General features: G+C 68.3%; 10 protein-coding genes and 2 pseudogenes. 10 read left to right on the top strand and 2 right to left on the bottom strand.

Going from position 1 to position 11054, the window contains the following annotated elements; genetic code table 11:
- The 3 genes and pseudogenes from A5789_RS37190 to A5789_RS04990 form a co-directional block, all read left to right on the top strand.
- A pseudogene (locus A5789_RS37190) lies at positions 1–720 on the top strand (FAD-linked oxidoreductase); the annotation flags it as partial.
- Between the two features lie 98 nt (positions 721–818).
- A complete protein-coding gene (locus A5789_RS04985) occupies positions 819–1280 on the top strand; it encodes a helix-turn-helix transcriptional regulator (RefSeq protein ID WP_030516268.1) in 462 nt (153 codons plus the stop codon).
- A gap of 9 nt (positions 1281–1289) precedes the next feature.
- A complete protein-coding gene (locus A5789_RS04990; RefSeq protein ID WP_063015382.1) occupies positions 1290–1739 on the top strand; it encodes a VOC family protein in 450 nt (149 codons plus the stop codon).
- A gap of 63 nt (positions 1740–1802) precedes the next feature.
- Here A5789_RS04990 and A5789_RS04995 read toward each other — a convergent pair whose 3' ends face one another.
- Positions 1803–2309, bottom strand: a complete 507-nt coding sequence (locus A5789_RS04995; RefSeq protein WP_063015383.1) for a DUF2505 domain-containing protein — start codon at positions 2307–2309, stop codon at positions 1803–1805.
- A 40-nt stretch (positions 2310–2349) separates the two neighbouring features.
- Between A5789_RS04995 and A5789_RS05000 the strand changes: the two genes are divergently transcribed.
- On the top strand, positions 2350–2826 hold the full coding sequence (locus tag A5789_RS05000) for a DUF3592 domain-containing protein (protein WP_064907264.1): 477 nt from the start codon (positions 2350–2352) through the stop codon (positions 2824–2826).
- 74 nt (positions 2827–2900) lie between these two features.
- Complete coding sequence (locus A5789_RS05005; protein WP_064907263.1) at positions 2901–4040, top strand: glycosyltransferase family 1 protein; 1140 nt, start codon at positions 2901–2903, stop codon at positions 4038–4040.
- A 48-nt stretch (positions 4041–4088) separates the two neighbouring features.
- Here the strand turns inward: A5789_RS05005 and A5789_RS05010 are convergent, their stop codons facing one another.
- Positions 4089–4718, bottom strand: a complete 630-nt coding sequence (locus A5789_RS05010) for a TetR/AcrR family transcriptional regulator (RefSeq protein ID WP_063015386.1) — start codon at positions 4716–4718, stop codon at positions 4089–4091.
- Positions 4719–4843: 125 nt separating this feature from the next.
- Here A5789_RS05010 and A5789_RS05015 point away from each other — a divergent pair, with 125 nt between their 5' ends.
- The 5 genes and pseudogenes from A5789_RS05015 to A5789_RS05030 form a co-directional block, all read left to right on the top strand.
- A complete protein-coding gene (locus tag A5789_RS05015) occupies positions 4844–6259 on the top strand; it encodes an MFS transporter (protein WP_082940467.1) in 1416 nt (471 codons plus the stop codon).
- An 11-nt stretch (positions 6260–6270) separates the two neighbouring features.
- A complete protein-coding gene (locus A5789_RS38215) occupies positions 6271–6405 on the top strand; it encodes a hypothetical protein (protein ID WP_255401998.1) in 135 nt (44 codons plus the stop codon).
- A 12-nt stretch (positions 6406–6417) separates the two neighbouring features.
- Positions 6418–6963 (top strand): annotated as a pseudogene (locus tag A5789_RS05020) (SGNH/GDSL hydrolase family protein); the annotation flags it as partial.
- Positions 6964–7041: 78 nt separating this feature from the next.
- The gene (locus A5789_RS05025) at positions 7042–7746 is read left to right on the top strand and encodes a demethylmenaquinone methyltransferase (RefSeq protein WP_063015423.1); all 705 of its coding nucleotides are present in this window, start codon (positions 7042–7044) and stop codon (positions 7744–7746) included.
- A gap of 149 nt (positions 7747–7895) precedes the next feature.
- Positions 7896–11054 (top strand): molybdopterin-dependent oxidoreductase (locus A5789_RS05030; protein ID WP_082940469.1); only part of this gene is annotated, 3159 nt, incomplete at its 3' end.

An 11054-nucleotide genomic window follows, 5' to 3' on the forward strand; every position in this document is an offset into this window, starting at 1 on the left:
CGCGCCTGGCATCGCCGCTTCGCCTACGGCGTGGCCGCACGCGCCTACATCCGCTCCGCCCGCAGCGACGACGAATGGATCACGTCGCATCTGGAATTGCGTGATGCCGAAGGCGGTCTGGTGCCCGGCTACGGCTGGGTGTTCCCGCTCGGCAACGGCGAGGTCAACATCGGCGTGGGCTCACTGGCCACCGAACGCCGCCCTTCGCATATCGCGTTGAAACCGCTTCTGCAGCATTATGTTTCGCTGCGCCGGCCGGAGTGGCAGTTCGAGGGCGAGGCGCGGGCCGTCGCCTCGGCGCTGCTGCCGATGGGCGGGGCGGTGTCCAATATCGCGGGCCGCAACTGGGTGCTGGTGGGCGATGCCGCCGGATGTGTGAATCCGCTCAACGGCGAGGGCATCGACTACGGGCTCGAGGGCGGGCATCTGCTGTCCGGACTGCTCGGCGAACCGGATCTGACCACGGTGTGGCCGGATCTGCTGCGGGCCCGCTACGGGCGCACCTTCTCGGTGGCCCGCCGGATCGCGGCGCTGGCCACCCACCCGCGGATGGTGCCGACCGGCGGACCGCCTGTGATGCGCTCGGCGCTGCTGCAGCGCACGGCCGTGCGGGTGATGGGCAATCTCGTCGACGAGGAGGATGCCGACCTCACTGCCAGGGCCTGGCGGGCGGCGGGCCGGGCATCGCTGCGTTTCGACGATCCGGCGCCGTTCAGCTAGCGATACGCGGCACCGACGGGCGGGTAGGAGGCAGCGTGGACAGTCGCAGCGAGAACGACCGCGGCGGGGCGCGTCCGCGTCGCGATCGAACGCCGTCGGTGCCGGAGGACCTGCTGCCGCATCTGCGCCGGGCGCGGGATCTGGTGGATCGCGAATACGCCCGTCCCCTCGACGTGGACGAGCTGGCCGCGACCGCGGGGGTGTCGAAATATCATTTCCTGCGCTGTTTCGCCGCCACCTACGGCCGCACCCCCGCGCTGTATCTGGCCGAGCGGCGCATCGAACGCGCGCAGGACCTGTTGCGCGCCACCAACATCACCGTGACCGAGGCGTGCATGCTGGTCGGGTACACCAGCCTGGGCTCGTTCAGCCGCAAATTCACCGAACTGGTGGGGATGACGCCGTCGGCCTATCAGGCGAAATTCGCGGCGGACGGAGTCCCGCGCATTCCGGGGTGTTATGTGTTCATGCACGGGCTCTCCGATCGGAAACCGCCGGAGCCCGCGCCCGATCCCGGTGGCGCAATTTCGGAGAAGCCGGCGGGCGCCGCGGGCTCATAGCCTGAGCTCATGACGACCATCACCAACGTATCGCTGGTCACCGTGTATGTGACCGATCAGTCCGCGGCCAAGCAGTGGTACATCGACAAGCTGGGCTTCGTGGAAACCGCCGATATCTCCATGGGCGACAACGGTTTCCGCTGGGTCACCGTGGCCCAACCGGATCACCCCGAACTCGAGGTGACGCTGATGGTGCCGGGGCCGCCGCTCGACGAGACGATGGCCGAGGCGATCCGCCGCTCACTCGGCAACGGCACCATGGGCGCGCTGGGGTTGCGCACCGAGGACTGCCAGAAGGCCTACGAGGAGCTCACCGCCAAGGGCGTCGACTTCGTGCAGCCGCCCGCCGAGCGCCCGTACGGCGTGGAAGCGGTGCTGCGCGACAACTCCGGAAATTGGCTCGTCCTGGTCGAACAGCGTGAATTCGACGGCGGCGCTTTCGGTCCGGGGGCGCAGTAGCCGATCGTGCGACGGGTGCGAGCGGCCGCGCTGCTCGCACCCACTTTCCGCGATGTGCCGGATCTATGTCCCGGATTTGGCGGCGAAGTACTGCTCGACGAATTTGCGCTCGCTGTTCACCACCCGGTGCTGCAACTGTTCGGCCAGTGGCTCGATGGCCCCGCCGACCAGCGGCACCTTCACCTTCACGCTGCCGCTGACCTCCAGTTCGGAGCCGGTGCCCGCGGCCCGCAGCAGGTATTTGCCGGTCATCTCGGAGGAGATGCCCGAGGAGGTCGCCGAGAAGGTGCCCGCAGCGGAATTGCCCTCCAGCGGACCCCAGTCGTCGGTGCGTTCGAGCACCAGCTCGGCCTTGAGCACCTTGCGGACGATGGCTGGAACCTTATCCTGGCGGGCCGTCTCGGTCATGCGCAGATGGATGGTGCCGGGCCCGTTCGGGTGCGCCAGTTCGATGGTCGCGGTCTGTGCGCCCTCGAAGCGGGCCTGCCAGAATTCGTCGCTGGTGAGCGCCCGGTGCAATTCCTCGACCGGGACGGTGTATGACACGGTGAAGCGGAAGTTTCGGGACATGAGCGCACACGCTATCGGAAGCATGCAATAGCCTGTTGCGGTGTCGGAAACCACCGAGTCTGCTGCGCGCGAGCATCGAGCCGTTGCCGGTTCGCCTCGGCTGCGCCGGACCCGGATCACCCTCGTGGTGATCGCCACCGCGGTGAGCGTGCTGGCCGTACTGCTGGTGCTGGCGGCCTGGCGCGACGACATGTTGATCAGCTCCGACAAGGGCGTGACCAGCGCGGAAGTATTGTCGGCGGGCCGGCTGCGCTCCGCGGTCACCTACGTGACGCCGGACGGTGTCACACACAATCCGAAGGTGGGGGTGCTGTATCCCACCAAACTCACCGCCGGTGAGCGGATCAATGTCGAATACAGCCGCAGCGACCCGGAATTGGTCCGGGTCGCCGGGCGCGACGCCCGGGTCGCGGTCATTCCGGCGCTGTCGGTGATCGTGGTGGTGTGGGTGGTGGCGCTGCCGGTGCTGCTGGTGGTGCGCCGCTTCGAGCGCCGTTCGGTGCGCACCTCCGGCTAGCTGTTCGCCCGAACTTCGCACATCCGTCACATGGGTGTGGTGTCCTGGCGTGCCGCGCATCGCACACTGCAGGTGTGCGTGTAGCGATCGTCTCCGAATCGTTTCTGCCGAATATGAACGGTGTCGTGAACTCCGTGCTGCAGGTCCTGGCCCACTTGGACCGCAACGGACACGATGCGCTCGTCATCGCCCCGGACACTCCCCGCGGCCAGGCCGCGGCACCTCGCTCGTACGGCCGCTTTCCGGTGATCCGGGTGCCGGCGGTCATGGTGCCCCGGGTCAGTTCACTCCCGGTGGGCCTGCCGCAACCGCTGCTGACCTCGGCGATCGAGGATTTCGATGCCGATGTGGTGCATCTGGCCTCGCCGTTTCTGCTCGGTGCGGGGGGTGCGGCGGCCGCCTTGCGCCTGGATCTGCCGGCCGTGGCCGTGTATCAGACCGATGTCGCCGGATTCGCGGCCAGCTACGGATTGGGCGCGGCACACCGGGCGGCGTGGGCGTGGACGCGGCGCATCCACAATCGCGCGGCGCGCACCCTGGCGCCCTCGACAGCGGCGATGGACGACCTCGAGCGGCACGGCATCGCCCGCGTGCACCGCTGGGCCCGTGGCGTGGATGCCGTGCGGTTCACACCCGGCGCACGCGACGCCGACGTGCACGCGCGGTGGGCGGACGGCGACCGCCTGGTGGTCGGATTCGTCGGCCGGTTGGCGCCGGAGAAACATGTCGAACGTCTCGCCGCGCTGGCGAACGATCCTGATATCCGGCTGGTCGTGGTCGGCGACGGACCGGAGCGAGCGCATCTGCAACGCCTGCTGCCGACGGCCGTCTTCACCGGCGAACTCGGCGGCGCCGAACTCGCCCAGGCCTATGCGAGCCTGGACCTGATGGTTCACCCGGGCGAGCACGAGACCTTCTGCCAGGGCGTGCAGGAGGCGCTGGCCTGCGGCACTCCCGTGATCGGACCCGATGCCGGCGGTCCGCGCGATCTGATCGCCCACTGCCGCAACGGATATCTGCTTCCCGTCGACCGCTTCGCGGAACTGCTGCCGAGTGCGGTTGCGGCGCTTCGTGATCCGGCGCTGCGAGCCCGATTCGCCGGCGCGGCACGCAAATCGGTGCTGCACCGCACCTGGCCCGCGATCTGCACCGAGTTGATGGGGCACTATCACGAGGTGATCGGCGGGCAGGAAGCTCTGCACCGCAGCGCGTGAAACGCCGTATCGCAGGCGATCCCGAGACGACCCGGCGCGCCCGACGGTTCAGGCTGCCTTCCGGAGCAGACGGTCGATGACCCCTCGTGCCATCGCCACGCTGTCGTCGTCGCCGAGGCGCAACGCGACGTTGACGGCATTCAGGACGGCCGCGACCTCGAAGCCGGCCGACTCGGGATCCACGTCGGCGATCTCGCCGGCGTCGACCGCGCGCCGGAACTGCGCTGCCAGAACGGCGACCCAGTCGCGCTGCTGTTCGCGCAATGCGTCGCGGACCGGCCCCGGCCGGCTGTCGAAAATGGGCAGATTCGCGCCCAAGAAGCATCCGCCGGGAAATACCGGGCGCTCGACATAGTCGATCCATCGGTCGACGAGGGCGCGAAGCCGCGCGATGCCCGCCGGGGCGTCCCGCGCCGGACGGACGACGGTCTCCACGAACACCTCCCGCGCCGCGTCGACGGTCGCGAGTTGCAGCTTCTCCTTGGTTCGGAACAGGGTCTGGATGCCGGCCTTGCTGACCTCGAGATCCTCGGCCAACCGGCCGAAACTCAGCCCGTCGAGTCCGTCCACCGAGGCGATCTCGATCGCACGGCGGGTCACCGCGCGGCGCGAGCGCGCACCGCGGCGTAGCCGCTGATCGGCACTTTCCGCTGTCTCGCGCTCCTCGGATACGACCATACGGTCGATCGTATGTCACCGATCGCCGCGAATCGACCTATTGCATTAAACATACGGTCGACCGTATTCTTTCGACCACATCGGCGCTCGACGGCACCGCCGATGGTGACGAGAAGGGATGCCTGATGGATGGCGTAACAGCCGAACAGTCCGTGACCGCGGACGAATCCACGCCGGTCCGGGACCGTTCGACGGCGATCGTGTGGATCCTGTGCTCGGCCGCATTCGTGGCGATGCTCGACGTCTTCGTGGTGAACGTGGCCTTCACGAAGATCGTCGAGTCCTACCGGGGATCGTCACTGGCCGATGTGAGCTGGGTGCTCAACGGCTACGCGATCGTCTACGCGGCCCTGTTGATTCCGGCGGGCCGATTCTCCGATCGTTTCGGCCGCAAGGCCGGATTCCTTTCCGGCCTCGGCCTTTTCACCGCGGCGAGCGTGGCCTGTGCCGCGGCTCCGACGCTGTGGGCGCTGGTGGCGTTCCGGCTGCTGCAGGCGGTAGGCGCCGCGGCCCTGACACCGGCCGGTCTGGGGTTGCTGCTCACGGTGCTGCCGCCGGCGCGGGTGCCGGGCGCGGTGAAGATCTGGGCCACGACGAGTTCGTTCGCCGCGGCCTGCGGCCCGGTGGTCGGCGGAGCGCTGGTCGAGATCTCCTGGCGCTGGGTCTTTCTGATCAATCTGCCGGTGGGTGTGGTGACCGGGCTCGCGGCCGTATGGCTGGTGCCGAATCTCGCGCAGCGCACCTACGCCCGCGTGCCCGATCTGCTCGGGGTGGTGGCGTTGATCGTGGCGATCGGGGCGCTGTCGCTGGCGCTGGTCGAAAGCGATGCGTGGACCGGCGGCGCGACGTGGACGGCATCGGCCGTGGCGGTGCTCGGCGCGGTCCTGTTCGTGCTGCGGATGCGCCGGCATCCGGATCCGGTGGTGCCGCCGGACCTGTTCCGGGTGCCGACGTTCGCCTGGGCCAACGCCACCGTGCTGGCCTTCTGCACGGCATTCGGGGCGTGGTTCCTGAGCATCACGCTGTGGCTCGAGAACGCGGCCCGTTTCGGCACGATCGAAACCGGGCTCGCCATCGTCCCCGGCCCGATCATGGTGCCGATCTTCGCCGCCGTAAGCCAGCGACTGATCCGGCGGATACCGGCGGGAGTCGTTGTGGCCCTGGGCAATGCGCTGTTCGCGGCCGGCGTCCTGCTGGTGCTGTTCACAGCCGCCACTCCGGTGCAGTACGCGACCGCGGTTCTGCCGGGGTGGGTGATCTCCGGCATCGGAATCGGTCTCGCCCTGCCCACGATGATCGCCTCCGCCGCCGTCGATCTGCCGCCGGAACGGTCGGCCACCGGCAGCGCCGTGGTGAACACCGCCCGCCAACTCGGCTACGTCCTGGGCGTCGCGGTGCTGATCGCGCTGCTCGGATCGCTGGACACCACCGACCGGATGGTGACCGCTTTCCGGCACGGCTGGCTGTTCGTCGCGGTCGTAGCCGTCGTCGGCGTGGCAACGGCATTCGGGATCACGCCTCGTGCCCGTCGCTCGAAATGAAGCAGGTCATCATGTCGAATCCCCCGATCACCTCCGCCGCCACGGCCGAGGAATCCGATCCGCTCTGCCTCTCCGAGACCACCGCGGCCGCATTGCTGTTCGATGTGCCGTGGCGACGATTCGCCGTGGCCGGCGACAGTCTGTAGGCCGGCGTCGGCGATCCCACGCCGGGCTACTCGAACGCGGGCTGGCCCGAGCGACTCGTGAAAGTACTGCGGCGCGTACGCCCGGACCTGCGCTATCTCTGTACGGCGAAGGTCGGGGCCACCACGGCGCAGACCTCGGCCCGCCAACTCGACCGCATCGTGGACTTCCGTCCGGACCTGCTGCATCTGCCGTGCGGTCCGAACGACATCACGCGGCGCGATCCCGACTTCGACGAGATCGACACAGCGATGCGGCGAATGTACGACGTCGCGGCGGGCACCGGCGCCCTGCTGACGACGTTCACTCTCGCAAGCGCCTATGTCGTACCGGCGTTTCCGGACTGGCCAGAGCGAATTCGCACCATGAACGACCTCACCCGCCGAATCGCCGCCGACTACGGGGCGGTCGTCGTCGACATGTGGGATCACCCGGTCAACGATCGCGACAACCTGCTCAGCGCGGATCGCATCCACTTCTCGACCTCCGGTCAGGCGGTGCTGGCGACCGAGATGGTCAAGCATCTGACCTACGCACTGTCGAGCCGGACGATCGAATAGCGCAGGCGCCCAATCCTCCCCGTGATCGCGCACCGGCCCGCGTCCCTGCCCCGGGCGGCGGACGCTAGGGTCACTTCCGTGGCGAAGACAGAGTCGTTTCGGGCCTCGTTGGACAAGCAACCGCATGAGGTCGCGTCCATGTTCGACGGGGTCGCGAAGCGGTACGACCTGACCAATACGGTGCTCACCGGCGGGCAGGACCGCTATTGGCGCTGGGCCACCCGCCGGGCGCTGGCCCTGCGGCCCGGGGAACGGGTGCTGGACCTGGCGGCCGGAACCGGCGTCTCCACCGCCGAATTCGCGAAGTCGGGCGCCTGGTGCCTGGCCGTGGACTTCTCCAAGGGCATGTTGGAGGCGGGGCGGTTCCGCCGGGTGCCGATGGTGAACGGCGACGCCACCGCCCTGCCGTTCGCCGACGACTCCTTCGATGCGGTCGCCATCTCCTACGGCCTGCGCAACGTCTCCGAACCGGACGCCGCCCTGCGCGAGATGCTGCGCGTCACCAAACCGGGCGGACGCCTGGTCGTGGCGGAGTTCTCCACCCCGGTCTTCGGGCCGTTCCGCACGATCTACATGGAATACCTGATGAAGGTGCTGCCGAAGGTCGCCGAGGCCGTCAGCAGCAATCCGGACGCCTACGTCTACCTGGCCGAATCGATCCGGGCGTGGCCCAATCAGCGACAGTTGGCGATGCGGATCGCCGATGCCGGCTGGTCGTCGGTGCAGTGGCGCAATCTGACCGGCGGCATCGTCGCACTGCATCGCGGTTACAAACTGGGGTGAAGTAGCTCACCGCACGCCGTGGTCTCGCCCGCGGAAACGGCGCCCGACCGGGCGTGAACCGGAAATCTCACCGTGCAGATGCCGAAGTGGTGAGGATTTTCGTCATCTGCCGATAACGTTCGGTAAATCCGTCGCAACGGCGGCTCGCCATCATCGGGGATGTGTCGAGCGCCGAGAACTCCACGAGCACCGTCCGGACCGCGTGCTCCTACTGCGGCGTGGGCTGCGGCATCACGGTGCAGACCGAGCGGAACGCCGCCGGCGCACCCGTCATCGCGAAGGTGAGCGGCGACAAACTGCATCCGGTCAACTCCGGGCGGCTGTGCACCAAAGGCGCCACCCACCTCGAATTGATGCGTGCGCCCGGGCGGATGACGACCGCCCTGCACCGGCCCCAGCGCGGACGGGAACCGGTCGAACTGGCCGTCGAGGAGGCCGTGCGGCAGGCGGCACAGCGGTTGCGCGCGATCGTCGACGAATACGGTCCCGATGCCGTCGCGCTCTACGTCTCCGGGCAGATGTCGCTGGAAGCGCAGTATCTGGCGAACAAACTCGCAAAGGGCTACCTGCGCACGATCAATATCGAATCCAATTCACGGCTGTGCATGGCCGGCGCGGGCACCGGATACAAACAATCGCTGGGCGCCGACGGCCCGCCGGGTTCCTACGACGACCTCGACCGTGCCGATCTGTTCTTCGTGATCGGCTCGAATATGGCCGACTGTCATCCGATTCTGTTCCTGCGCATGGCCGATCGGCTCAAGGCCGGGGCCAAACTGATCGTGGTGGATCCGCGGCGGACCGACACCGCCGCCCGGGCCGATCTCTTCCTGCAGATCAGACCCGGCACCGATCTGGCGCTGCTGAACGGATTGCTGCACCTGCTGGTCGGCAACGGCGATATCGACACCGAATTCATCGCCGCGCACACCGAGGGCTGGGAGGCGATGCCGCAGTTTCTCGCCGACTATCCACCGGACCGCGTCGCCGAGATCACCGGACTGGCCGCGGACGATATTCGCACCGCCGCCGCGTGGATCGGCGCGGCCGGTGACTGGATGACGCTGTGGACGATGGGACTCAATCAGTCCACCCACGGCACGTGGAATACCAATGCCGTCTGCAATCTGCATCTGGCCACCGGCGCCATCTGCCGGCCCGGCAGCGGTCCGTTCTCGCTGACCGGGCAGCCGAATGCCATGGGTGGGCGGGAAATGGGCTACATGGGTCCGGGTTTGCCCGGCCAGCGCAGTGCCCTTGTGGAGGCCGACCGCCGCTTCGTCGAAACCGCATGGCACCTGCCGCCCGGCACGATTCGCGCCGAATCCGGACGCGGCACGATCGAGATGTTCCGGGAACTGGCCGAGGGAACCATCAAGGCGTGCTGGATCATCTGCAGTAATCCGGTGGCCTCGGTGGCGAATCGCAAAACCGTCATCGCCGGTCTGGAGGCGGCGGAATTGGTGATCACCCAGGACGCCTATCTCGACACCGCGACCAATGCCTATGCCGATCTGCTGCTGCCGGCGGCGCTGTGGGCCGAATCCGACGGCGTGATGGTCAATTCCGAACGCACGGTCACCCTCCTGCAGCATTCGGTGGATCCGCTCGGCGCGGCACTGCCGGATTGGGAATGGATCGCTCGGATCGCGACGGCGATGGGCTTCGACGGATTCGACTACCGCTCCAGCGCCGAGATCTTCGACGAAATCCGTGGCTTCGCGAATCCGGCGACCGGATACGACCTGAGCGGAATGAGTTACGCCGCACTGCGCGAGGGGCCGATGCAGTGGCCCTGTGCCGATTCCGCGCAGCGCCGCAATCCGATTCGCTATCGCACCGGCTATGCGGGTGCGCCGGCCTTTCCCACCGCGAGCGGCCGCGCCGTGTTCTGGCCCCGGCCGCATATGGCGGCCGCCGAAATGCCCGACGACGACTATCCCTTCGTCCTGAACACCGGTCGCGTCCAACATCAATGGCACACGATGACCAAAACCGGCCGGGTCGCGAAGTTGAACAAATTGAATCCGGCGCCGTTTCTCGAAGTGCATCCCGACGATGCGCGCGCGCTGGATGTGCGTCCCGGCGACCAGATCGACATCGCTTCTCGCCGTGGCCGAGCCGTGCTGCCGGTACGGATCACCGATCGGGTGCGACCGGGTTCGTGTTTCGCACCGTTCCACTGGAACGACGAGCAGGGCGAATATCTGACGATCAATGCCGTGACCAACGATGCCGTGGATCAGGATTCGCTACAGCCGGAATTCAAGGTGTGCGCGGTGACGCTGCGACGCGTCGGCCCCGCCCGGGACACCCGCGACGGCATCGACGAGGACAACCGGGGCGGCACCGAACCTGACCACCGTGTCGACGCCGCGGGCGGCAGCCCGATCACATCCGGCGCCGCGCCGGCATCGCATCCACTCGCCGCCATGCTGGGACTCGATTCCGCGCGCGCGCCCATGCTCAGCGAGGCGGAGCGGATCTATCTGGGCGGGTATCTGGCCGCGCTGCAATCGCTTCCGGTTCAGGGACAGCCCGTCCTCCCGGAATCGGCGCCGCTGTCCGACCGCAGCCGCTGGTGGATCGACGGGCTGCTGGCGGGTATGTACTCGCGGGCGGCGGGCTCCCCGCCCGGCGCCACAGTGGCAGCACCCTCACCCGCCGCGCCGGCCGGTCCACAGCGACGGCCGGTGACCGTGCTGTGGGCTTCCCAGACCGGTACCGCCGAAGAATTGGCCGCGACGGTGGCGGCGGCGCTCGCCGAACACGGGCACGCGCCCCGGCTGGTCGAGATGAACGCGTGCGATCTGCCCGAGCTGGCCGGTGACGTACTGCTCGTCACCAGCACCTTCGGCGACGGCGGCCCACCGGACAATGCCGCCGACTTCTGGGACCGGCTGCAGGACAGTGGGATTCGGTTCAACGATCTGCGGTACGGCATCTTCGCCCTCGGCGACTCCTCCTACGACGATTTCTGCGGTTACGGCCGCAAGGTGGATCGGCTGCTGTCCGAACGGGGCGGTGTCCGCTTGCTGGATCGCGTCGACAGCGAACCGGATCACGATGATCTGTCGAACGAGTGGACCGCCGCGGTCCTCGCCGCGCTGGGTGACGGTCGCGGGAATGCGCCCACCGGCGACCATGGTGCGGGTGCGCCCAGCGGTAGCGGTGTGGCCGAGACGTCCGGCGGCTCCGGGGGTGTGGTGCCGTCCACCGGCGGCGGTCGTGCCGGCGCGCCCGCGGGGCTCGGTGTGCGCGTGCTCGACCGCGTCGAGGCCCGCTCCCCCGCGCCCCCCCGCGCCCCC

The organism is Nocardia sp. 852002-51101_SCH5132738 (genome assembly GCF_001665695.1).
Classification (GTDB): domain Bacteria; phylum Actinomycetota; class Actinomycetes; order Mycobacteriales; family Mycobacteriaceae; genus Nocardia; species Nocardia nova.

Bases quoted from the DNA above. Each gene is read 5' to 3' on its own strand.
- A5789_RS04990 (WP_063015382.1), top strand. From the start codon at position 1,290: ATGACGACCATCACCAACGTATCGCTGGTCACCGTGTATGTGACCGAT.
- A5789_RS04995 (WP_063015383.1), bottom strand. From the start codon at position 2,309: ATGTCCCGAAACTTCCGCTTCACCGTGTCATACACCGTCCCGGTCGAG.
- A5789_RS05010 (WP_063015386.1), bottom strand. From the start codon at position 4,718: ATGGTCGTATCCGAGGAGCGCGAGACAGCGGAAAGTGCCGATCAGCGG.
- A5789_RS05015 (WP_082940467.1), top strand. From the start codon at position 4,844: ATGGATGGCGTAACAGCCGAACAGTCCGTGACCGCGGACGAATCCACG.
- A5789_RS38215 (WP_255401998.1), top strand. From the start codon at position 6,271: ATGTCGAATCCCCCGATCACCTCCGCCGCCACGGCCGAGGAATCCGAT.